18 protein-coding genes are annotated in these 24,056 nt (G+C 34.5%); 10 read left to right on the top strand and 8 right to left on the bottom strand.

Annotation, left to right across the window (positions count from 1 at the left end):
* Positions 1-100: 100 nt before the first annotated feature.
* Positions 101-982, top strand: coding sequence for an NAD-dependent epimerase/dehydratase family protein (locus tag ACLBWW_RS12290; protein WP_088110473.1), 882 nt, complete (start codon positions 101-103; stop codon positions 980-982).
* Between the two features lie 88 nt (positions 983-1,070).
* Here ACLBWW_RS12290 and sodA read toward each other — a convergent pair whose 3' ends face one another.
* On the bottom strand, positions 1,071-1,697 hold the full coding sequence (sodA, locus tag ACLBWW_RS12285; protein ID WP_048542828.1) for a superoxide dismutase [Mn]: 627 nt from the start codon (positions 1,695-1,697) through the stop codon (positions 1,071-1,073).
* 218 nt (positions 1,698-1,915) lie between these two features.
* Between sodA and ACLBWW_RS12280 the strand changes: the two genes are divergently transcribed.
* Both ACLBWW_RS12280 and ACLBWW_RS12275 read left to right on the top strand, forming a co-directional pair.
* Positions 1,916-2,986: a nitric oxide synthase oxygenase gene (locus ACLBWW_RS12280; RefSeq protein ID WP_097906578.1), complete on the top strand. Its 1,071-nt coding sequence runs from the start codon at positions 1,916-1,918 to the stop codon at positions 2,984-2,986.
* A 360-nt stretch (positions 2,987-3,346) separates the two neighbouring features.
* Entirely contained in the window at positions 3,347-4,915 is a 1,569-nt protein-coding gene (locus tag ACLBWW_RS12275; protein WP_048542824.1) for a BCCT family transporter, read from the top strand.
* A 108-nt stretch (positions 4,916-5,023) separates the two neighbouring features.
* Here ACLBWW_RS12275 and ACLBWW_RS12270 read toward each other — a convergent pair whose 3' ends face one another.
* Positions 5,024-6,322: an MFS transporter gene (locus tag ACLBWW_RS12270; protein WP_048542823.1), complete on the bottom strand. Its 1,299-nt coding sequence runs from the start codon at positions 6,320-6,322 to the stop codon at positions 5,024-5,026.
* Between the two features lie 328 nt (positions 6,323-6,650).
* On the opposite strand from ACLBWW_RS12270, the gene lytS reads away from it, so the two are divergent.
* The 6 genes from lytS to msrB all read left to right on the top strand — a co-directional run bounded on the left by lytS (position 6,651) and on the right by msrB (position 12,859).
* Complete coding sequence (lytS, locus tag ACLBWW_RS12265) at positions 6,651-8,420, top strand: two-component system sensor histidine kinase LytS (RefSeq protein ID WP_048542822.1); 1,770 nt, start codon at positions 6,651-6,653, stop codon at positions 8,418-8,420.
* Positions 8,398-9,138 carry a LytR/AlgR family response regulator transcription factor gene (locus ACLBWW_RS12260; protein WP_048542820.1) on the top strand — a complete coding sequence of 247 codons (741 nt, stop codon included), beginning with the start codon at positions 8,398-8,400 and terminating at the stop codon, positions 9,136-9,138. The genes lytS and ACLBWW_RS12260 overlap by 23 nt, the downstream gene beginning before the upstream one ends.
* Before the next feature lie 133 nt (positions 9,139-9,271).
* Positions 9,272-9,703 (top strand): antiholin-like murein hydrolase modulator LrgA, encoded by a 432-nt coding sequence (gene lrgA / locus ACLBWW_RS12255; RefSeq protein ID WP_000104908.1) that lies wholly within the window; start codon positions 9,272-9,274, stop codon positions 9,701-9,703.
* 34 nt (positions 9,704-9,737) lie between these two features.
* Positions 9,738-10,430, top strand: a complete 693-nt coding sequence (lrgB, locus tag ACLBWW_RS12250; RefSeq protein WP_048542818.1) for an antiholin-like protein LrgB — start codon at positions 9,738-9,740, stop codon at positions 10,428-10,430.
* Positions 10,431-10,758: 328 nt separating this feature from the next.
* Positions 10,759-11,802: an AI-2E family transporter gene (locus tag ACLBWW_RS12245; RefSeq protein WP_048542816.1), complete on the top strand. Its 1,044-nt coding sequence runs from the start codon at positions 10,759-10,761 to the stop codon at positions 11,800-11,802.
* Between the two features lie 91 nt (positions 11,803-11,893).
* Complete coding sequence (gene msrB / locus ACLBWW_RS12240; protein ID WP_048542814.1) at positions 11,894-12,859, top strand: peptide-methionine (R)-S-oxide reductase MsrB; 966 nt, start codon at positions 11,894-11,896, stop codon at positions 12,857-12,859.
* Between the two features lie 27 nt (positions 12,860-12,886).
* Here the strand turns inward: msrB and ACLBWW_RS12235 are convergent, their stop codons facing one another.
* Positions 12,887-16,003, bottom strand: coding sequence for an efflux RND transporter permease subunit (locus tag ACLBWW_RS12235; protein WP_048542812.1), 3,117 nt, complete (start codon positions 16,001-16,003; stop codon positions 12,887-12,889).
* Between the two features lie 142 nt (positions 16,004-16,145).
* Here ACLBWW_RS12235 and ACLBWW_RS12230 point away from each other — a divergent pair, with 142 nt between their 5' ends.
* A complete protein-coding gene (locus ACLBWW_RS12230; RefSeq protein WP_048542810.1) occupies positions 16,146-17,018 on the top strand; it encodes a TetR/AcrR family transcriptional regulator in 873 nt (290 codons plus the stop codon).
* A 190-nt stretch (positions 17,019-17,208) separates the two neighbouring features.
* On the opposite strand, the gene ACLBWW_RS12225 is transcribed toward ACLBWW_RS12230, so the two are convergent.
* The 5 genes from ACLBWW_RS12225 to ACLBWW_RS12205 all read right to left on the bottom strand — a co-directional run bounded on the left by ACLBWW_RS12225 (position 17,209) and on the right by ACLBWW_RS12205 (position 23,859).
* Positions 17,209-18,669 (bottom strand): ArnT family glycosyltransferase, encoded by a 1,461-nt coding sequence (locus tag ACLBWW_RS12225; RefSeq protein WP_447614052.1) that lies wholly within the window; start codon positions 18,667-18,669, stop codon positions 17,209-17,211.
* Between the two features lie 97 nt (positions 18,670-18,766).
* Positions 18,767-20,359 carry an ABC-F family ATP-binding cassette domain-containing protein gene (locus ACLBWW_RS12220; RefSeq protein WP_003295909.1) on the bottom strand — a complete coding sequence of 531 codons (1,593 nt, stop codon included), beginning with the start codon at positions 20,357-20,359 and terminating at the stop codon, positions 18,767-18,769.
* Positions 20,360-20,606: 247 nt separating this feature from the next.
* Positions 20,607-21,428 carry a glycosyltransferase family 2 protein gene (locus tag ACLBWW_RS12215; RefSeq protein WP_048542805.1) on the bottom strand — a complete coding sequence of 274 codons (822 nt, stop codon included), beginning with the start codon at positions 21,426-21,428 and terminating at the stop codon, positions 20,607-20,609.
* Positions 21,429-21,456: 28 nt separating this feature from the next.
* Positions 21,457-22,911, bottom strand: coding sequence for an oligosaccharide flippase family protein (locus ACLBWW_RS12210; RefSeq protein WP_048542803.1), 1,455 nt, complete (start codon positions 22,909-22,911; stop codon positions 21,457-21,459).
* 435 nt (positions 22,912-23,346) lie between these two features.
* A complete protein-coding gene (locus ACLBWW_RS12205; RefSeq protein ID WP_000412137.1) occupies positions 23,347-23,859 on the bottom strand; it encodes an acyl-CoA thioesterase in 513 nt (170 codons plus the stop codon).
* Between the last annotated feature and the right edge of the window lie 197 nt (positions 23,860-24,056).

Here is a 24,056-nt window from a genome sequence, read left to right as displayed (position 1 = left end):
TTTCTGCAGAAAAGCATGGAATCGTTAAACGAATTCCATGCTTTTTCTATATGAGTAGTTATAATAGAGAGGTATTATTTTACATTTTATCGAAATGGGGATGATGAAGTTGAAAAAAGTATTGGTGCTAGGGGGAACAAGATTTTTTGGTAAACATTTAGTAGAAGCACTTTTGCAAGATGGACACGATGTAACGATTGCGACGAGAGGCATTACTGAAGATTCTTTTGGAAGTGTAGTAAACAGATTGATTGTAGATAGAGAAGACGAAAAACAACTAGCTGAGCGTCTAGAAGATAAAAGTTATGATATCGTATACGATAATTTATGCTATAGCTCGAATGCGGCGAAGATAGTATGTGAAGTGTTACGAGGAAAAACGAAGAAATACATTATGACATCTTCAATGGCTGTTTACGAGCCAACACTAGGCTTGTTAGAAGAGAACTTTAATCCGTACGAGTATGCTATTACGTATGGGGATAGAAATGACTTCAATTATAGTGAAGGAAAGAGATTAGCCGAAGCGGTTTCATTTCAACAAGCAACATTCCCAGTTGTTGCAGTACGTTTTCCAGTTGTTATTGGAGAAAACGATTATACGAAAAGGTTACAATTTTACGTTGAACATATTGTGAGGCAAGAACCTGTCGCCGTGAATGATCTAGATGGAGAGTTGTCATTTATACATGAAAAAGAAGCAGGAGAATTTTTAGCTTGGTGCGGGATGAAGGACATAGAAGGGCCAATTAATGCTTGTAGCAACGGGGTAGTTTCTACTCGAGAAGTTATTCATTTCATAGAAGAAAATACGGGAATAAAAGCACGCGTTCAAGAAGTAGGAGATAATGTAGCGCCTTATAATGAAGTGATTAATTGTACATTACATAATGGAAAAGCTAGTAAATTAGGCTTCCCGTTCCGAGAATTGAAAATAAAAATAGAACAAGTATTACGTTATTACATACATGCAATGAAATAATCATAAATCCCCCGGTGGCAATCCAGGGGATTCTGGAGGATTTCGACAATACTAATTTTACATTACCAAATTTACCTTATACGCACGACTAATGTGTTTGTGATTGAATTGCTTGTAAATACTTTTCATTTACCCGGTCCCAGTTCACCGTATGCCACCAGTTGGTAACAAATTCTGGACGCCGATTTTGATACTTTAAATAATAGGCATGTTCCCATACATCGATGACGAGTAATGGAATTTTACCTTCTTGCAAAGGTGTATCTTGATTGGATGTACTCATAACGGAAAGTTCCTCACCGTCCAGAACAAGCCATCCATAGCCACTTCCAAAACGACTAATAGCTGCTTTGGAAAGTTGATCTTTTAAGTTGTCAAAGGTATTGAAATAATAATCAATTACTTTTGCAACGTCTCCATTAGGCTCACCGCCACCTCGCGGGCTCATTACTTCCCAAAACAGACTATGACAATAGTGACCACCACCGTTATTTCTGACAGCTGTAACAATTTCTTTTGGTAAAGTTGCTAAATTACATAGTAACTCTTCTAAAGATTTATTATGCAATTCCGTATAGTTTTCTAAAGCGGCATTCAAGTTATTTACGTATGTCGCATGGTGCTTTCCATGATGAATAGAAAGTGTGTTGCTATCGATATATGGCTCTAGTTCATCATAGTCATATGAAAGCTTTGGCAATTGAAATGAAGACATAACATTCCCTCCTTCCTTATTAAAAAAGTTGGTCTAGGTAAAAATAATTTACCTGAGTCAAAAATACACCTATTTTTTATACAAGTCAATAGTAATCTCTTTAATTTTCTGAAAAATATTACAATAAAAGTAACACTTCGACTTTCATTTGTGACTCTTATTCTTTTTGCTTATACTGTAAAGTAGTAACGTTTTGTTGAAATAGAAGGAGATCGTTTATGAGTAAAACGAAACAATTAATAGAGGAAGCGAGTCATTTTATTACGGTTTGCTATAAAGAGCTTAATAAAGAACAATTCATAGAAGAGAGAATAAAAGAAATTCAAGTTGAGATAGAGAAGACGGGGACGTATGAGCATACATTTGAAGAACTTGTTCATGGATCACGAATGGCATGGCGCAATAGTAATCGATGTATCGGAAGACTATTTTGGAGTAAGATGCACATATTAGATGCACGTGAAGTAAATGATGAGGAAGGTGTATACAACGCATTAATTCATCATATTAAATATGCAACGAACGATGGGAAAGTTAAACCGACAATTACAATTTTTAAGCAATATCAAGGTGAAGAAAATAATATACGAATTTATAATCACCAATTGATTCGGTATGCAGGGTATAAAACAGAAATGGGAGTGATTGGGGACTCTCATTCCACTGCGTTTACGGATTTTTGCCAGGAACTTGGCTGGCAAGGAGAAGGTACGAATTTCGATGTATTGCCACTTGTTTTTTCTGTCGATGGAAAAGAACCTGTATATAAAGAAATTCCAAAAAAAGAAGTGAAAGAGGTACCAATTGAACATCCAGAGTACCCAATCTCATCTTTAGGAGCAAAATGGTATGGGGTTCCAATGATTTCAGATATGCGCTTAGAAATTGGCGGTATTTCCTATACAGCTGCTCCGTTCAATGGATGGTATATGGGGACGGAGATTGGGGCTCGTAACTTAGCGGATCATGATCGTTATAATTTACTGCCGGCTGTTGCGGAGATGATGAAGCTTGATACATCGAGAAACGGTACGTTATGGAAAGACAAGGCGCTAATTGAATTAAACGTGGCTGTTTTACATTCTTTTAAAAAACAAGGAGTTAGTATTGTTGACCATCATACTGCTGCACAACAATTTCAACAATTTGAGAAGCAAGAAGTAGCTTGTGGTCGTGTTGTAACGGGCAATTGGGTGTGGCTCATTCCACCATTATCCCCAGCTACCACCCATATTTATCATAAACCGTATCCGAATGAAATTTTGAAGCCAAATTTCTTTCATAAATAATATTTAGTATAGTTTTTTATGCAAATTATAATTTTTTTTAATTACTGTTACGTAGCAAATGGAAGCCTTTACTCTCGGTTATTTTTGGAAGGAGCTTTTTGAACCAAGGAGTTCCTTATGTTATAATCAAATTTCTGTTTCGAAGACCTTATAGAAATATAAGGTCTTTTGTTTTGCTTTTTTATGTAATAGGAATAGAAATTTTCTTTTAAATAAGGGATTTAGCATATTTTTAGGGACAACATAAGTGTGTAGAAAATTGATGAATTATTATGCTTATATAATCATTGTGTTTTGGATGTAAACAATAAAACATAATAAAGTTGTTTTTTTAGATTGCTGAGGAAGGAGGAAGTGTAAATGAGAATGAAGAGTCGAAAAACGGATTGGCCTGTATTTCTTATTAGTGGTGGCTCACTTTTATTATTTGTAATTGCAGTTATTTTAAATAAAAGTTACGTAGAGGGAGTCATTAATAGCAGTTTTGCAGCTTCAATTAAATATTTTGGTGCCTTTTGGCAAGTTTTATTAATTGGTACATTTGTTGTTGCAATGTGTATGGCATTTTCGAAATATGGGAGAGTTAAACTTGGGGGGCTAGAAAAACCTGAGATTAGTACGACAAAATGGCTCGCTATTATTATGTCTACATTACTTGCTGGAGGTGGCGTTTTTTGGGCAGCCGCAGAGCCGATGTACCATTTGATGACGGTGCCACCAATACATGAAGGTATAACTGCTGGGACGAAAGAAGCGGTAATGCCTGCTTTGGCACAAAGTTATATGCACTGGGGTTTCCTGGCTTGGACGATTTTAGGTACAATTAGTGCAGTAGTTATGATGTACGGGCATTATCATAAAGATATGCCGTTAAAACCTCGAACGCTTTTATATCCTATCTTTGGGGAGAAATTGCGAAAGAGTTGGCTTGGAACAATGATCGATGTATTTGCTATTATTGCGGTAGCTGCAGGGACGATTGGTCCAATCGGATTTTTAGGACTACAAGCAAGTTATGGGTTACAAGCATTGTTTAACATTCCTGATGTGTTTACTACTCAATTAGCCATTATTGTTTGTGTAGTAGCTGTTTCTACTATATCTGCGGTAACGGGAATTGACAAAGGGATTCAAATTATAAGTAATTTAAATGTTAGGTTAGCAGTTTTATTAATGGTATTCGTATTACTGTTTGGACCTGGTGGATTTATTATCGATTCATTTGTGTCTTCGTTTGGATTTTATATAAATGAATTTATTCCAATGAGCACATATCGTGGTGATACAGCTTGGTTAGGATCGTGGACAATCTTTTTCTGGGGATGGTTTATTGGATATGGACCGATGATGGCAATTTTAGTGAGCCGAATTTCAAGAGGAAGAACAATCCGAGAAATCATCGTTGCAATAGGCATTATTGCGCCTATTATTACAACGTTTTGGTTTACTATACTAGGGGGATCAGGTGTGTTTTATGAGTTAATGAATCCTGGTTCTATCTCGGTGGCATTAAGTGAATCTGGTATGCCAGCGGCTATGATTGCAATTACAGAGCAACTGCCACTATCTAATATTATTGGACCTGCATTTCTTTTATTAACAATTTTATTTGTAGTGACAACAGGAGATTCAATGGCTTATTCAATTTCAATGGCAGTGACTGGAGATGGAGATCCTAGAATTAGTTTGCGAGTTTTTTGGTCGCTTATTATGGGCGCAGTTGCGGCGATTCTTTTATATATGGGTGAGGGAAGTATTAACGCCTTACAATCCTTCATTGTAGTGACGGCTGTTCCGGTATCTATTCTGTTATTCCCGATGCTATGGCTAGCGCCTAAAGTTGCAGGGGAATTAGCCTTAAAACAAGGTATTGTAAAAGAAGAAGAGAAAACTTCCTTCTTGTTCCAAAAAGCTAGTAAATCAAAATAAATAATTGTATTTATATAAGAAGAGGAAGCATTTCATTTGAGATGCTTCCTCTTTACTATTTATTTAACTACTTTTCTCGAAGGAGATAGTACCCTGTACAGTTTCAATCTATTCTAATACTTTATCTTTTGTCTCTGGGACACATAATAGCATTGTAACTAAACCGATTGGATAAATAATGAAGATGAGAGATAGTGCTCCCATTAAATTACCACCTGCAGCAAGTAAGCCGATAATAACAGGTCCAAATCCAGCTAACCCACGTCCTGTACCGAAAATAAAGTTTTCGGCTGTCGAGCGAGCTTCAGCAGGGTAGTTTTCAGCTAAAACAGCTCCGAATCCCCCCATCATGCCATTGGCAAAGAATCCAAGTAGTGCACTTCCCCATAACAATGATGTTGGGTCTGTGAATAAGAAGAAGTAAATGAGACAGTATATAGTACCACCGACATAATAGATTGTAAAAGTTTTACGGCGGCCAATTTTATCGGCTAGAATACCAAAAGTTGCAATTCCAATTAGCATGCCGATTGTAGAGATGAACATCCAACCGCTCGCTTTTGCTAATGTGTAGTTATATTTATTCGCTAAAATAGTTGGCATCCATGTGAAAATTCCATAATATCCGAAGTTCTGGATGAATGACATAATAATAAGACCGATTGTTGTTATCGTTACTTTTTTATTGGCAAATAACTTTCGAAGTGGGAACTTTTTCATTTGCTTTAGTTGTTCTGCCTCGGTAGTTGTTAAATTACCTTCAGCTTCTTTTTGTAACAATTCTTTTTTGTATCGTTGTTTTTGTTCCCATATTTTCGGTTCACTTAAACTTTTGCGGACGTAAACAGCTAATAAAGCGGGAATGAGTCCAAATAAGAAAACAGCTCTCCATCCAAAATGTGGGACGATAAATGCTGGAAGGAGTGAAGCGACTAGTACGCCAAATTGCCATCCAAGTGCAACAACGGATGTCGCCTTAGCGCGCATTTCTTTAGACCATGTTTCAGTTACGATGGCCATTCCAATACCGAATTCACCACCAACCCCCATTCCAACTAAAAAGCGAAGAATTAATAATTGCCAATAATCTGTTGCGAAATAAATAAGTGCTGTTGCGAGTGAGAATAGTAAGATTGTGAAGGCCATCGTACGGATACGCCCAAATAAATCAGCAATAAATCCGAATAAATAAGACCCGATTAGCATTCCTATTGTGGTAGCTAATGTTAAGTTTCCACCTTCAACAGGGCTTAAATGAAATTCTTTTAAAATGTAGACGAGTACGAAAGATAAGAGCAACATATCTAAACCTTCTGCTGCATATCCTAGCGCAGAACCAAACAATGTTTTATATCTTTTCTCCTTCGTTTCCTCTGTTGTTGATTGTACATCAGTAGTAACGTTCATCATTACTCCTCCTTATTTTCTTCTACAGTCGCTATGGAAGAATAACAAAAGGCCTTCTCACCTGATATGATGAGAAGGCCAAAAAAGCATACGTATCTCTAAAAAAGACCATACGTATAGTATATTCCGACTTCCTTCTCAACCTCACGGGGTTGGGTTAAAGGACTGTATTATATTACTTTATTTTTAGCACTCTTCTATTAGGTTGTCAAATAAAGAGGGGATAGTTATGTGTAAAATATTTCAAAAGATATTGCATTCTTCTTGACGCCCACTTCATTATTTTCCCATAATAAAACTAACTCATATAAAAAGGAATGAATCACAGATGCTAAATTTAGTACTTATGATGATTGAACGTGTCGGACTTATTGTTATTTTAGGATTTTTACTTTCTCATATTAGAACGTTCAGGCGCCTTCTTCATAGACAAGATGGATATGTAGATAAGCTTAAGCTTATTTGTATTTTTTCAGTGTTTACAATTGTCAGCAATTACACGGGAATTGAAATTGCGGGGAATACAATTATGAATGAAAATTGGCTACAAGGTGTTTCGTCATCTAGTACAATTGCGAATACACGTATTATGGGTGTTGGAATTAGTGGATTGCTTGGTGGTCCTATCGTCGGAATTGGAGTAGGATCGATTGCTGGTATTCACCGTTATATGCTTGGCGGGACGACAGCGCTAAGTTGTGCAATCTCTTCAATTTTAGCAGGTGTTATAACTGGGTATATTGGACACATTTTCAAAAAATATAATCGTGCAATTACGCCTAAATTTTCAGCGATTTTAAGCGTGTTTATCGTTTCTTTAGAAATGATTATGATCTTATTAATCGTAGAGGATGGAATTAGTATCGTGAAAACAATTGCGATACCAATGATCCTTGTAAATAGTTTCGGAAGTTTTATTTTACTTTCAATGATACAAGCTATTTTGCGTCAGGAAGAAAACGCGAAAGCTCTGCAAACGCATAAAGTATTACGAATTGCTGATAAGACATTACCGTATTTTCGCAGGGGGTTAACAGAAGAGTCTTGTAAACATGTGGCACAAATTATTCACCGCTTTACGGGAACAGATGCGGTATCCTTAACAGATACAGAGAAAATATTAGCTCACGTTGGATTGGCATCAGATCATCATATTCCTTCACACAGTTTAATAACAGGTTTATCGAAAGAGGTTTTACATACAGGGAAAATAATGAAAGCGAAATCACGTGAGGTTATTAATTGCCAACATGAAGGCTGTCCTTTGCAAGCAGCTATTGTTATTCCATTAACTTCACATGAAAATACGATAGGGACATTAAAACTGTATTTCAAGAACCCTAACCAGTTAAGTCGTGTTGAAGAGGAACTTGCAGAAGGATTAGCAAAAATATTTTCCACGCAGCTTGAGTTAGGTGAAGCAGAGTTACAAAGTAAGTTATTGCAAGATGCCGAAATAAAAGCGTTACAAGCACAAATCAATCCGCATTTTTTATTTAATGCAATTAATACCGTATCAGCTTTATGCCGAACAGATGTAGAAAAGGCAAGGAAGTTATTATTGCAGCTTAGCGTGTATTTCCGTTGTAATTTGCAAGGGGCACGTCAGTTGTTGATTCCACTAGAACAAGAATTAAACCATGTACAGGCATACCTATCACTAGAACAAGCAAGATTCCCAAATAAGTATGAGGTAAAGATGTATATTGAGGAAGAGTTAAAGACAACATTAGTACCACCATTTGTTCTTCAACTGTTGGTTGAAAATGCGTTGCGACATGCTTTTCCGAAGAAACAGCCAGTATGCGAAGTAGAAGTGCATGTTTTTGAAAAAGGGGGCATGGTTCACTTCGAAGTAAAAGATAATGGACAAGGAATTGAGGAAGAACGCTTAGAACAATTAGGAAAAATGGTAGTGTCGTCAAAGAAAGGGACTGGAACAGCTTTATATAATATTAATGAACGACTTATCGGGTTATTTGGGAAAGAGACAATGCTTCAAATTGAAAGTGAATTAAATGAGGGGACAGAGATTACTTTTGTTATTCCTAAAAAAATAGGGGAGGAAGAACGGAGTGTTAAAAGTATTAGTAGTTGACGATGAAATGTTAGCACGTGATGAATTGAAGTATTTATTAGAGCAAACGAAAGAAGTAGAGATAATTGGTGAGGCGGATTGTGTAGAGGATGCATTAGAGGAATTAATGAAAAACAAACCAGATATTGTTTTCCTAGACATTCAGCTATCTGATGATAACGGATTTGAAATCGCAAATATATTAAAGAAGATGAAAAATCCCCCTGCAATTGTGTTTGCTACTGCCTATGATCAATATGCATTGCAAGCATTTGAAGTAGACGCGTTAGACTACATTTTAAAACCATTTGATGAAGAACGTATCGTACAGACATTAAAGAAATATAAAAAGCAAAAACAAATAAAATTAGAAACAAATCAAGAGGTAAAGAGTGTAGACGTAACGACCGAGATGCATAAATTAGCATTACCAATTGAGGAATCGATTGTACTTGTGAATATTGAAGATATTATATATGTAGGCCTTGTGGATGGAAAAGTGACAGTAAAAACAATGAGAGAAACGTATGTAACACACGATACACTTGTAATTTTGGAAAAGAAGTTGCCACAAGCAAGTTTTATGCGTGTCCATCGCAGTTTTATTGCAAATATTAATCATATTACGGAAATACAACCATGGTTCAATTCTACATATAATTTAATTATGAAAGAAGGATCAAAAGTACCTGTTAGCCGTACATATGCAAAAGAACTCAAAAAGCTACTTCGTATTTAAGAAGTAGCTTTTTGCATTTCATCTGCCTATTTTTGTAACTAATTTTGTATATTTGACGTTCCGATATGCAAACGCTTACAGTTTTGTTTTTATCTTATACAATAAAGGTACCAAATCGAAAGAGGTGGCCAAAATGAGTACGAAAAAAGTATATAGTTTCTTATCACAAGCATTCATATTTTCAGCTATTATGTTAGTTTCTAATATTATTGCAACGCATTTACCAATTCCGATGCCTTCATCGGTGATCGGATTAGTTATTTTATTTAGCCTATTATGTTTAAAAGTTATTAAATTGGAACAAGTTGAATCACTCGGAACGGCTTTAACAGGTATTATCGGATTCCTTTTCGTTCCATCAGGTATTTCGGTTATTAATTCTCTCGGTGTAATGGGACAATATTTTGTACAAATTTTAACTGTAATCGTTGTCGCAACAATTATTTTACTCGCTGTAACAGGATTATTTGCACAATTTATTTTAGGAAAAGACGATAAAGAAATAGAAGATACGAAAGAATTGAAAGTAGTAAATAAAGGACGCAAGCACGGAAAAGTTGCGTAACCAATTTAGTATATATTGCTAGGAGGGAATGAACATGGCAAGCACAATGACTCCATATTTCGGAATCGTCGTTTCATTAATCGCATACGGAATCGGAACATTATTATTTAAGCATTCAAAAGGATTCTTCTTATTCACACCATTATTTGTAGCGATGGTATTAGGGATTGTCTTTCTAAAAGTAGGTAACGTTACTTTTGAAGAATATAATACTGGCGGAAAAATGATTAGCTTCTTCTTAGAACCAGCAACAATCGCGTTTGCAATTCCATTATATAAACAAGTGGATAAGTTAAAAAAATATTGGTGGCAAATTTTATCGGCTATCGTGGTTGGATCTATTTGCTCAGTAATTGTCGTGTTTATTGTTGCAAAAGCAATTGGTTTAGATACAGCAGTAATGAATTCAATGTTACCACAAGCAGCGACAACAGCAATTGCATTACCAATCTCTGAAAGTATTGGTGGTATACCAGCAATTACATCGTTTGCAGTTATTTTTAACGCAGTTATTGTATACGCATTAGGAGCATTATTCTTAAAAACATTTAGAGTAAAACATCCAATTGCAAAAGGTTTAGCACTTGGAACAGCAGGTCACGCATTAGGAGTGGCAGTAGGAATTGAAATGGGTGAAGTAGAGGCAGCTATGGCAAGTATTGCTGTAACAGTAGTTGGGGTTGTAACTGTAGTTGTCATACCGATGTTTATGCCATTCATTGGATAGTAAAACTTACTTAAAAAAACGAGAAAAGCAAGCTATTTGTAGGACAGATTTCTACTGATAGCTTGCTTTTTATGTTACAGTAGTGGTAAGACCTATGTTAATAAAATGTAAGTTTCCTTAAATCTTCATTAATACTGTGTAGAATACGTTTTGAATTAGGTCATTGTATTGTAAAATAAGAAGTAAGCTACTATAGGATCTGCTAAGAGAGATCTATAATAAGCTTATAAAAATCTTTATATGAATGAATAATTAAAGGTAGAGAAGAGAGAAAAAATCTACTTATTAACGTTTTACTTTATAGGACAGGAGAGAGTACTCGTCGATTATGCAAATAAAAAACCTGTTTCAAAGCAAAGGATTTCAGAGGTTTCTCGTATTAGTAATACTTGCTCTCGTGTTATACGGGCTGCAAAGTATGTTGAATTTAATTTTAATTACGTTTATTCTCACATATTTAATGGATCGATTCCAGAAGTTTATTTCTCGCAAATTAGATCATTTCATGCCCATTAACCGAAAAATTATTATAGCGTTTCTATATGTAATGTTAATTGGTGGAATTGCTATTACGCTATTTAAATATTTACCAGTATTAACGATACAAATTTCACAATTGATTTATCAATTTAACGTATTTTTAAGAAACCCACCGGATAGTGAATTAATTAAGTATGCAGTTAATGCTGTCAATCATATGGAACTTTCGAAATATGTAGGACAAGGCGTTGACATTTTGTATAAATCGATTACGAATGTTGGGAAATTTGGCCTTCAAGTGTTACTTTCTTTAATTTTAAGTTTATTTTTCTTATTGGAGAAAGCTCGGATCGTTGCTTTTACTGCAAAATTTAAAGAAAGCCGACTTGCAATTTTCTATACTGAAATTGAGTACTTCGGTAAGAAATTTGCACGTTCATTCGGAAAAGTAATCGAAGCACAATTTTTAATTGCAGTTGTTAACTGTGTTTTATCCGTTATTGCACTATGGATATTAGGATTCCCGCAATTATTAGGTTTAGCGTTAATGATCTTCTTACTCGGTTTAATTCCAGTAGCTGGGGTTATCATTTCGTTATTCCCGCTTTGTATGATTGCTTACAATATTGGCGGTATTATGTACGTTGTTTATATTTTAATTATTGTAACAGTAATTCATGCGCTTGAAAGTTACGTGTTAAATCCGAAGTTCATGTCGCAAAAAACAAACTTACCGATCTTCTATACATTTATGGTATTAATCTTCTCAGAACACTTCTTAGGTGTATGGGGATTAATTATCGGTATTCCAATCTTCATTTTCTTATTAGATGTCTTAGATGTGACAAGTGATGAAATAGAGAATGACGCCAGAAAAAATAAGGTGAAGTAAAGAAAAAGCATCGATGTTCGATGCTTTTTCTTTTATAACATGATGTTTTTTATGCCATACTGTAAGCAGAAGATAGAATAGGGGTGAAATAATGGCTGTAAATGAAAAGGTAGAGTTAGCTACATTTGCTGGAGGGTGCTTCTGGTGTATGGTTTCGCCATTTGAAGAGATGGAAGGAATTATAAAGGTTGTTTCTGGTTATACAGGTGGTCATAAAGAGAGTCCAACATATAAAGAAGTATGTTCAGAAACGACGGGACATTATGAGGCAGTACAAATTACATTTGATGCAAATAAAATGCCGTATGAGGAGTTATTAAATATATATTGGAGACAAATTGATCCGACTGATATAGGAGGACAATTTCACGATCGTGGACAGTCTTACGAAACAGTAATTTTTTATCACAATGAAGAACAACATAAAAAAGCAGAGGCTTCAAAAGAAGAGCTTGCAAAGAGTGGACGCTTTTCAAAACCAATTGCTACAAAAATATTACCAGCAACTACGTTTTATCCAGCTGAAGACTATCACCAAGGATATCATAAGAAAAATACATTCCGCTATGAGTTATACCGTAAAGGATCGGGACGAGATGCTTTTATTAAACAACATTGGCCAAAAGATAATACTCATTTAAAAGAAAAACTCAATGAGATGCAGTTTTATGTAACACAGGAAAATGGAACTGAGCCACCCTTTCAAAATGAATATTGGAATCATAAAGAAGAAGGACTTTATGTAGATATCGTCTCAGGTGAACCGCTATTTACTTCTTTAGATAAATTTGATAGCGGGTGTGGATGGCCTAGCTTTACGAAGCCAGTTATGTCAGCAAGTGTGAAAGAAAAAATGGATGTCAGTCATAATATGACGCGTACAGAAGTGAGAAGTAAGGAAGGAGATTCACATCTTGGGCATGTATTTCCAGATGGCCCAGGACCAGATGGCCTTCGTTACTGTATTAACTCCGCTGCTCTTCGATTTATTCCAAAAGAGGAATTAGAAAAAGAAGGATATGGTGATTTCCTAATCTTATTCGGAAATAAAAAATAACCTCGCTAACTGCGAGGTTATTTTTTGTTATTTTGCTTTTTTCTTTTTGAACTTGCTTAATACTTCATAAACGATTGGAACAATAAGAAGTGTTAATAACGTTGAACTTGTTAATCCACCAATTACTGTTACACCAAGTCCTTTAGAAATTAAGCCGCTACCTTCAAATCCTAATGCAAGCGGGATAAGAGCCCCAATCGTTGCAATTGCAGTCATTAAAATTGGACGAAGGCGTGTTGCACCAGCTTCTAATAAAGCTTCACGTGTTGATAGACCTTCATTTTCTTTATGAATAACTCGGTCGATAAGCACGATTGCGTTTGTTACAACGATACCGATTAACATAAGCGCACCAATCATTGCAGAGACACTTAACGTTTCACCAGAGATTAATAAGGCAACAAGAGCTCCGATAATTGTAAATGGTAGCGAGAATAAAATTGCGAATGGTGCAAGGGCACCGCCAAACGTAACGACAAGAACGAAGTATACAATGGCAATCGCAGCTAACATCGCTAAGCCAAGTTGCTTGAATGATTCTTCAATATCTTTTGTAACACCGCCCATAGAAACATCTACACCGGAAGGAAGATCCATTTTATCTACTTCCTTTTGAACAGCGGCAGATGCTTTTGAAACGTCATCAGATGTTAGTTTTGCACTTACTTCTGCATAAACACGGCCATCGCGGTGTTTCACTGTATTCGAAGTTTCCCCTTCTTTTACAGTCATAACATCTTTCACAGCCACTTCAGTACCAAGTGGCGTTGTAATTTTACGATTTGTTAAGTCATCGATTGTTGCATAATTTTGTTTTTCAGCTTCGACATATACGTTGACATCTTTACCGTCTTTTTTAATTGTTGTCAGAACAGGTCGATCATGTTGATTAGAAAGTCCCATTCCGATTTGTGCAGCTGTTAGACCCATTTTACTTAGTTTTTCCTGATCTGCGACTAAAGTGTACTCTGCATACGTTTTTGCAATACTAGAGTCAATATCCTTTAAGTCTTTATTTTTCTTCATGATATTTTGAATATCTTTGACGATAGGTTTAATGTCTTCCGAGCTATCTCCGTAAACGTATAGTTTAATTTCATTACTACCGCCACTCGCTCCGAAGTCTTGGTTTTTCCATTCGCCTTTTCGAGACATCTTCTGTAAATCTTTAACGACTTGCTCTTTTTCTTTTTCGAAGTTTTTCGTGTCGTTATCATATTGCACGAAGAACATTGCTTGATTTGATTGACCAGGACTCATTGGGTTTTCGCCACCTAATGAGAATTGAATTGTTTTGACGTCTTTATTATCTTGGAAGTGCTTCTCAGCTTTCGTTGCAATTTTTTCAACATCTTCTAACGTTTGACCTGGTTCAGGGTTGTACGTTGTAATGATCATTTTTTCTTCTTCAGATGGTAAGAAACTTACACCGATAATTGGCACAAGTGCAAGACTACCAACTAATAGAAGGACAGCAATGCTTGATGTGATGATTTTATGATTTAAAGCCCATGCAAGTATGCGTTTATACCCGTTTGCTAATTTACTTGGTTTTTCTTCATGATGTACTTCTTTTTCCCTCATGCTCTCTTTTTTAAATAAAGAGTGAGCTAACATCGGCACGATTGTAACTGCTACTAGTAACGATGCTAATAAAGCGAAGACGATAGTTAAGGCAAATGGTAAGAACATTTCACCAATCATACCTTTTACTAGTCCAAGCGGTAAGAATACAGCAATTGTTACAATGGTAGAAGACATAATTGGGATAAACATTTCCTTCGTAGCTTCACGAATTAAATCTTTTCCGCGCAGTTTCTCTTCTGATAACGACATTCGTCGGTAAATATTTTCAATAACAACAATGGAGTCATCGACGACGCGGCCAATAGCGACTGTCATTGCTCCAAGTGTCATAATATTAAGCGTAATATCCATTTGCTTTATGACTAATACAGCAATTAATAAAGAAAGTGGTATGGAAACGACAGAGATTAATGTTGTTCGGATATTTCGTAGGAACAGCATAATAATAACAATCGCAAATATAGCACCAAAAATAGCTTTGCTCAGCATTGTTTCTACTGATTTCTCAATCGGTGCACCTTGGTCGAATGTTGAAATAATCTCTAAGTCTTTATATTTTTTCTCAAGGTCTTTTACTTTATCTTTCACTGCATTTACAACATCAACAGTATTCGCGTCAGCAGCTTTCACAATTTGAATTCCAATTGCTTCTTTTCCATTTGTTCGAGAAATAGATTCTGCTTTTCCGACTTCTTTAATGTCAGCAATTTCATCTAATGTAACTGTCGGAATCCCGTTCATAGCCGCTGGATTCATTTGCGGTGTTTGTGTACCAGCTCCAGCGTTTTGACTACCTTGACCGCTCGGTGATGAAGGTATAGCTGGGATCTTTAATTCTTTTAATGCTTTCATTGTTGTAATATTTCCATCTACAACAACTGATTTTTCTGTGTCTTTAAATGTATATAAGCCAAGTGGTAAAGATACGTCCGATCCTTTAATTACATTTTTTACAGTATCTTCACTTAAACCTAATTCTTTCATCTTATCTTTCTTGAAGACAAGTTGTACTTCATCTACTTGTTGACCTGAAATTTGAACAGATGCGACCCCATCAAGTCCTTTTAATCCGGGAACAACATTTTTTTCTACATTTTCAGTTAAGGCAGCTAAAGATTCATTTTTACTTGCTACGCTTAACGAAATAACTGGAAAGGCATTGAAGTTTACACGTGAAACTTTCGGGTCTTTTACACCTTCTGGGAGTTTCACATTTGTGAGAGCTTCTTTAATTTCTGTTTCAGCCTTTTCCATATTTTTATCAAAATCATATTCTATCTGAATAGAAGATGCGTTTTGATAAGATGATGAACTAACAACGTTTACACCACTTAAATTTTGTAGTTGCTCTTCCATCGGTTTTGAAACTTTGTCAGCTACTTCTTCTGGTGTAGCACCAGGATAAACCGTAGTTACTGTTACAACAGGTGTTGTAATATCAGGAATTGTTTCCAGCTTCATATTCAGCCCAGAATAAATACCTGCAATGGTAACAATAATGGTTAGTAGCCAAACTGCGAACTTATTTTTTAACGAGAAATTAATAATTTTGTTCATGTTTGCGCTCCCTTTGTATTGTATTGACCAACTGGTCAGTCTAATACATAATATAACTGACTGATCGGTCAGACGTCAATGAAAAGGGATGGTATAATAAATTCATAATAAGATGCGAGATTAAATTTAGGAGAGACATGATATGAAAGAAAAAGAGCGCTTAATTATAGAGATGGCTATGAAGTTATTTGCGACTAAGGGTGTAAATGCGACATCAGTACAGGAAATTGTGACAGCTTGTGGCATATCTAAGGGAGCTTTCTATTTATACTTTAAATCGAAAGATGAGCTTTTATTAGCAACACTTCGATATTACTATGACAAGATTCAAAATAAAATGCTGGATATTGAAAATGAATCGTTATTGCCGCGTGAAAAATTTGCAAAGCAATTGCATTGTCAGTTTAACGATATACAAAAGCATAAAGAATTTATTATTATGCATGCGAGGGAAAATGCTATACCTTTTAATAAAGAAGTAGAAGAGTTTATGATGAGGATGAAGTTAGAGTCTCACGCATTTTATCGGAATAGTTTATTGTCTATTTATGGTGACAAGGTTATGCCTTATTTATTAGATTTAGTCATTATGGTAGAAGGTATATGCCGTGGATATTTAGAACTAATCATTTTACAAGCACCAGAAATTGACTTATCTTACGTTTCTGCATTTATTTTGAAAAGAGTAGATGATTTAGTAGATGGATTGGTAGAATCTTCGGAAGAACCTGTGTTACATGAAGAAAAGCTTGGGGAATTTCTTTGCAAATCAGAGCTTATTAAGGAGCAGGTTAAGGAACACTTTTTAAAAGAAATTATTGTTTTTAAACGCACATTAGCTGATCAACTAGAAGATGAGGAATTGCTTGTTACATTAGATGTTTTGGAGGCAGAAATGAGATTGCAAAATCCAAGGATCCCGGTCATTCAAGGGATGTTGTCTAATTTAGACGTATACCCAAATTTAAAAGAATTTCGCTTACGACTTATGGGGTATTACAATATAAAAAGGTAACAATGATAGTTTTCATTGTTACCTTTTTTATTAATGAACGAATACTGCTTCCTTATATTGTTGTAAATCGTGTAAGGGTGTTATTACGTGAATATTTCAAAGGGCTGATATGGCATTGTGCATGTTTGGTGTACTTTTATATTATTCGATAAGATAATCTGTATTGTGTATATAAAGTTCAATAATCTTTTTATTTTAAACCTTGTATTGAGTTTCTTTTTGTTATTAAGATATGACATATATACAATCCATAGCTTTGAATAATCGTAAAGCTAGGAACGATGAAATAACGATATCTTGTTTGATATTCGATTAAGAAATGAATAGCTACATAACCAATTATTAGTAGTAAAAATAATGTATAAGGAGTTTCATCTTGTTTAGTTATTATAAGATAAAGAAGTGACAATATACCAAATAGCAAGGTGGTAACATAAATATATCTTTCGTATTTTATAAGGTTGTCTTTTAATGTGATTATATCATTGTCTTTATTTTCTAATCCAAATAAACTCCACATCGGAGCTGAATCGTAATCGGCCCACATAAGTATGAACTTGTCTTTAAATAAAGATAAAACTTTTTTCGGATCAGCTATGCGTTCTTGAATAAGTTTTTTTTCAGCGACTGTCCGTTCCTCACCAATTTCAATGGATGTAATATATTCTGCATCTTCCTCAGAATAACCGCCTTTTGTGTCATGATTAAACCCTACTGTGAATTTCCAGAGCGGATCACGATTAGAGAGCGGATATTGTGTAACACCGGTGGATATAAGTATGTAGCTAATAATATAATGTACAAGGTAAAAAATGATGAAAATACCAACAAGTTTTTTTATAGAATGGAAAACACTCTGTTTTGATTTTCCTAATATTCCTTGTAAAAAGGTATAAATAGTTACGGCAATCAAAATTAAGGCACCGAGTGGACGGATGATATCTCCTAGAGATAGGAAGATTCCTATAAAAATCCACATATATTTATGGCTTAATCCCTTTGTAATTAATATATAAAAACCAAGGTAAAAGAAGAAGGTAGCAAGGTGTTGATTTGTTAATACAGAGCTCATTATAATGCTTGGGATATATAGCGAGTATATTACCCCTGCAATACGTCCAGACCATTCATTAAATACCTTTGAAGTAATCATGTAAACCAGTAATGTTGTTCCTGTAGAATATGCAACATTTAAAATCTTCAGCAGTGTAGGGGATTCTCCGAATAAATTTATAATAAAAGCTTGATACATTGTAAAACCAAGTTGATACACCCATGAAGTATAGTATGTATTTTGAGCAAAACTAAAGTCGCCTTTAGCGGCTTGGACTGCGCTATAGTACATCATTGCAAAGTCAGATTCGATAGGGGTTGGAATATTGAGAATCCAGATCAATCGAATCGAAAAAGCTAAAGTAATAAGTGAAATAGTAAATACTATTTTTGACATATATTTATTCGCAATGTAACCAATAAGTAAAAGGAGTAAACCTATAATAAGGGGCGGGACTATAACAAGGAAACGAGAACCGGAAGTACTTCCGATTATGGATATGGAATACCATGTTATGGCTGCATAAATAAATAGGCATAGTAGTAATAAACACTTTACAAAAAATGTATTGGCTTTTAGAGAAAATGTATTTTGCATTATATGTTTAAACTCCTTAATGAATTTTATAAGTTATTTCAATGAAAATGGCCCTATGCAAACTGAACTTGGTCTGCATAGGGCTTGTTTTAAGAAATTAAGAGTTTTGTTGAGACCATTCTTCTACGTCCCAAACTTTTGTTATCCAATCTTCATAAAAGTCTGGTTCGTGACATACAAGTAGAATCGTTCCTTTATATGCTTTCATAGCTTTCTTAAGCTCTTCTTTTGCTGTAACATCAAGGTGGTTTGTTGGCTCATCAAATAGTAGCCAGTTACTTTCTTCTCCCATTAGTTTACATAAACGAACTTTTGCCTGTTCACCACCACTTAATTGATTTAGAGGGCGAGAGATATGTTCATTTTTCAAACCACATTTTGCTAACATTGCACGGATTTGATGTTGGTCCATGCTAGGAAATGTATTCCACACGTCATCAATCGGTGTTATATTATCAGCTTTTACTTCTTGTTCGAAGTATGATGGCGTTAGGAAATCACCAAGGCTTGTTTTACCACTTAATGGTTTAATCTTGCCTAAAATTGTTTTTAGTAATGTTGATTTACCAACACCATTACATCCAACAATTGCAATTTTTTCACCGCGTTCAATTGTCATCGTTAATTTTGGTAATAATGGATGCGTATATCCGATTTCTACATCTTCACCTTCAAAGACGAAACGACTACTTGCGCGACACTCTTTGAAAGAGAATTCTGGCTTAATTGCTGTTTCAGGACGATCAATACGCTCCATGCGATCAAGTTGTTTTTGACGACTCTTTGCACGACCCGTCGTTGAATAACGAGCTTTGTTCTTCGCAATAAAGTCTTCTTGTTTTTTAATAAATTCGCGTTGTTTTTCATAAGCGTTTATATGCTGATTTTTATTGATTTCCGCTAGCTCTAGGAATTTTTCATATGTCGCTGTATAACGCGTCATTTTTGTGAATTCTAGATGGAAAATAACATCAACACATTTATTCATAAATTCCGTATCATGGGAAATTAATAGGAAGGCATGTGGATATTCTTTTAAATAACTTGTTAACCAATGAATATGTTCAACGTCTAGATAGTTGGTAGGTTCGTCTAATAGTAATACTTCGGGTTGTTCAAGTAGTAACTTTGCAAGTAATACTTTTGTACGTTGTCCACCACTTAATGCAGCAACATCACGATCTAAACCGATTGCATCAATTCCAAGACCACGAGCTGCTTCCTCAATTTTAATATCTAATAAATAGAAACCACCTGCTTCAAGAGCATCTTGTATTTCTGCCATTTGCTCAAGAAGTTCCTCTAATTCTTCTGGTGTAGCAGTGCCCATTTTTTCTGTAACTTCATTTAAAGCTTTTTCTTTTTGAAATAGAGGTAGAAATGCATCGGCTAATACATCACGAATTGTGCGACCGGGTGTTAAAATTGTATGTTGATCTAAGTAACCGTAATTTGTACCAGGTGTCCATTCTACACGGCCCTCATCATGGATAAGTTGGCCAGTAATAATATTCATAAATGTTGATTTACCAACACCATTTGCACCAACTAATCCAACGTGCTCACCCGCTAGTAATCGCATAGATACATCTTTAAATAATGTACGATCGCCAAATGTATGTCCTAGTTTTTCGACTGTTAATAAGCTCATAATATCCTCCGTCCAACTTGAAATAGTATCTTGAATCATGATACTAAATTCTTTCGTATAATGCTATCATTTCAAAATGTATATTTTTTCAAAAAAATATGTTTCATTATTTTGAAAAATATATATATGATGGTGATAAGTATGAGAGATTTATTGGAGAAGTACCAAAAACGTCGTAGCGTGAAGGGGTAGAAAAGACTATTTTGTCTATAATAGAAAGATAGATAAATAGAAGGTACAATCAGTTTATTAAAAATGATTGCACCTTTTTTAGGGTAAATAAAAATTATTTAAAGTATCCACGGATAATGCCTCTTACCCGATTTGCATGGAATTTACGTTTATTGTTCAATATATTTTGCATCATGCGGAATGTAGCGGCAACGACTGCACGTACAAGGTAAGGAAATCCATAATGTAAACGAATAACTTTACCAAAACCACCAGCGTAAGAAATAGCTCTGTTTAATGATTGTTCATCTATAGTATCCTCTTTTACAGGATGGTACACGAAAAGATTTTTTCTAAATAAACCTATATAATTTTTTTTCATACCTCGTAGTACGAAATCAGTCTCTTCACCGGCGCCATAAATTGTTCCAGATCCAACACCTAAATCTTCATTAAATGTGCCAACGTCTTGTACAAATTGTTTTGTAAAAAACAGAGCGAAAGAGGGGCCCATGAATCCATACTTATTATTTAGAATGATATCTTTATCAGGCGCATGTATTAAAGATCCTGTTTTTTCAACGTTTGTAGTGTTTGTCGATATAAATTGAATATGTGCATTTGAGTTAAACGTTGCTACTATGCTCTCTAAGACATTCGTTTCGTAAATACAATCATCATCTGGAAAAGCAATAACATCGCCATCAGCTACTTGTAAGCCGATATTTCTTGCGCGAGATAGGCCTTTAATAGGTGTATAAATATAGTTAATAGAAAAATTATTGGTATATTCCTCAAAGAGCTCAGAGATTGGAATGTCATTTTGATCTACTACAATAAGTTCGAAGTTTTTATAAGTTTGTTGTTTAAGTGACTTTAGTAGATCTAGAATATCATCACGTCTACCACAAGTGGCCATAATCAAAGAAAATTTCAATTTTAACAGCTCCTTTAAGAGGTTGCGTTTACACCTTTTTGAATCGTACTTGTAGCTTTCCTAGTAGAGCTAATAGAATCTCATCTTTTGTTACAAATAAGATAAGAATGTATGTTGATCCGCATATCAATATTACTAGGGCGAATTGTATGATTTGTCCAGAGACTAACTTTTTTATAATAAACGCTATTGGTAAAAATGTTAGAGAATAAAATAGGTATTTAAGTTTTTGAATATCAAACAATGTATAATTCACTTTTAATTTCTTTTTTATATATATATATTCGAGAGTAATTAATCCAATGTTTGCAATGGTTGTTGTGAAAATTGCTGTTGTGGGAGTGAGTATATCGAAAAATATTAATGCGATATTGGATGCTAAGTTGACGAATCCACAAATAAATAAAAAGCGCACCAAAATATTTTCTTTCTTTTTCACATAAATAATTTGATTCGATAAGATAGACTCAATACCTACTGTGATCATATAAAAAGCAAAAATAATTAAAGTATTACCAGCGGGAGCGAATTCCTTTCCACCATAAATAATGACGGCCTTATGGGCAATGAGCATTAGACCGATTGCCGCAGGAAATAAGGTAATGAAATATACCTTTGATATTCTATTTAATAAATATTCATATTCATTTTCAGTTGCGTTTCCAGATAAATACGAAAGCCTTGGAATCGTGACTTGTACAACACTTAACATAAGTGTATTGATGATAGTCATAATTTGGAAAGCCATAACATAGAAAGCGACTTCTATTTTTCCTGCGTATGCGCCTAAGACAAGTCGATCTAATTGTGTATATAAAATATTGGCATTTGAAAAAATAACGACTAATACTAAGGGTTTTAAATGTGGAATAATCGTTAAGTTAGAAAAATCAAATTTAACTTGGCGTTTCACATATATAAAACTAATAAAATGATTTAAGAATGTTGATATCACTAATAAGCAGGCAAATGTTTTATAATCATTCACTCCATGAACTAGAGAGAAAAGAAGTCCAACATAGATAAGTCGAACAACAATTGTTTTTTTAGTAATGAAATCATAATTTTCATATGCTTCATTGAACCACTCCACATAAAATATATTTGAAATGAAATTGAAGCCGAAGATTAGAAGGACAGGGAATAAGTTTTCGTTACCGTATCCAATGTAACTAAAGAGTAAAAAGGATAGTAAGGCCAAAATACTAGTCGTAAAGTTAATTACATAAAGACTTGTAAATAACTTAGAAACTTTACTTTTATCATTTTTTATTAAACTCATTTCACGTAGTCCGTATTGATATACACCAAATACTGCGAATATGAAAAAATAATTAAAAATAGTTTCAGCATAGTTAACAGTTCCTATTGAATTGGCTCCTAGCATTCGATACGCGTAAGGACCAACTAAGATTGGGAGTATAATATTAAATGTATTGAGCAGTATTTTATAAAAGATATTAGAAATAATTGATTTTTGCATGATTTCACCTTTTCATTAAAGTAATACGATTTAATCAAAATATCATTTATATCGTATTAAGAACCCTTATTAGAGATCATTATTTGGCTCCATATAAAAATACATTTGAAGTGTGAATAATTTTAGTATAATGAAATACATTTTATATACAGTTTTGAAGGTATAGTTTTTTATATGAGCAATAAATCATCACCTTCATTTGTTAATTACGAGTATAAGTGTACCTTACATAAACTTTGTAAATCAACTATTGCTTGTATAGAAATAAATATAAAATAAATTGTATAAAAAAGAAAATAAGAATGGATATGCGTAGTTAAGATAGATATATATATGTTAAGGGGTGACTATAAAAATCGTAGTGGATGTTTGAATTGTTTACAAAGCAATGAGCGAATATATATACTACATATTCGCTCAGAAGGAAATTGTTTTTTATACGCTCCAAGGTTTATTTAAAGTTAGTACTTCAGCCATTTCTTTACTTTTTAGACGTCCTTTTTTTCGGTCTTCTGCACGTTCTAGACCAGTTTTGTGCAACCAATGTTCTTCTTCAGTTTCTGGCAGTACTTGCGGAACCGAAGAAGGTTTCCCATCTTTTAGAGCTACGAATGTAATAAAGCAAGTAGCAGCGATGCGACGTTCTCCTAATAATAAGCTTTCTGCGATAACCTTCACAAATACTTCCATAGATGATTTACCAGTATAACAAACAAACGCTTCGTAACAAACAGAATCAGCTTGTTGAATTGGTGTTAAAAAATTAACAGAATCAATAGATGCTGTAACGCAATGCTTTCTGCTATGTCTGGCAGCTGCAATAGAAGCAATACTATCAATTTCCGCTAATAATTTTCCACCGAATAAAGTTTGATGATTGTTCAAATCGTTTGGGAAAACACGTGTTGTTTTAATTGCTTTTGATTCTCTCATAAATTTCTTTTCCATATAATCAGCCCCTAGGTTACGTTTTCAATCAGAGTGACATGTTCTTTATGACATAAAAGGAGTATTAGTTCCTATTGGATTTTACCAGATATTCAAATGAGTAAAAGGTATGGATAGAGGGGGAGGAATACTTCTGCAAGTATATTCATGCAACTGAAAGAAAATTTATTTTGTCTAAAATGTAGTGTAAAAGAGGA

It is taken from the genome of Bacillus sp. M5A3_1b, from assembly GCF_053345335.1.
This window is presented reverse-complemented; position numbering and strand designations above follow the sequence as displayed.

Coding starts and splice junctions, on each gene's coding strand:
- ACLBWW_RS12290 (WP_088110473.1), top strand. CDS start 101: ATGATGAAGTTGAAAAAAGTATTGGTGCTAGGGGGAACAAGATTTTTT.
- sodA (WP_048542828.1), bottom strand. CDS start 1,697: ATGTCTTCATTTCAATTGCCAAAGCTTTCATATGACTATGATGAACTA.
- ACLBWW_RS12280 (WP_097906578.1), top strand. CDS start 1,916: ATGAGTAAAACGAAACAATTAATAGAGGAAGCGAGTCATTTTATTACG.
- ACLBWW_RS12275 (WP_048542824.1), top strand. CDS start 3,347: ATGAGAATGAAGAGTCGAAAAACGGATTGGCCTGTATTTCTTATTAGT.
- ACLBWW_RS12270 (WP_048542823.1), bottom strand. CDS start 6,322: ATGAACGTTACTACTGATGTACAATCAACAACAGAGGAAACGAAGGAG.
- lytS (WP_048542822.1), top strand. CDS start 6,651: ATGCTAAATTTAGTACTTATGATGATTGAACGTGTCGGACTTATTGTT.
- lrgA (WP_000104908.1), top strand. CDS start 9,272: ATGAGTACGAAAAAAGTATATAGTTTCTTATCACAAGCATTCATATTT.
- lrgB (WP_048542818.1), top strand. CDS start 9,738: ATGGCAAGCACAATGACTCCATATTTCGGAATCGTCGTTTCATTAATC.
- ACLBWW_RS12245 (WP_048542816.1), top strand. CDS start 10,759: ATGCAAATAAAAAACCTGTTTCAAAGCAAAGGATTTCAGAGGTTTCTC.
- msrB (WP_048542814.1), top strand. CDS start 11,894: ATGGCTGTAAATGAAAAGGTAGAGTTAGCTACATTTGCTGGAGGGTGC.
- ACLBWW_RS12235 (WP_048542812.1), bottom strand. CDS start 16,003: ATGAACAAAATTATTAATTTCTCGTTAAAAAATAAGTTCGCAGTTTGG.
- ACLBWW_RS12230 (WP_048542810.1), top strand. CDS start 16,146: ATGAAAGAAAAAGAGCGCTTAATTATAGAGATGGCTATGAAGTTATTT.
- ACLBWW_RS12225 (WP_447614052.1), bottom strand. CDS start 18,669: ATGCAAAATACATTTTCTCTAAAAGCCAATACATTTTTTGTAAAGTGT.
- ACLBWW_RS12220 (WP_003295909.1), bottom strand. CDS start 20,359: ATGATTCAAGATACTATTTCAAGTTGGACGGAGGATATTATGAGCTTA.
- ACLBWW_RS12210 (WP_048542803.1), bottom strand. CDS start 22,911: ATGCAAAAATCAATTATTTCTAATATCTTTTATAAAATACTGCTCAAT.
- ACLBWW_RS12205 (WP_000412137.1), bottom strand. CDS start 23,859: ATGGAAAAGAAATTTATGAGAGAATCAAAAGCAATTAAAACAACACGT.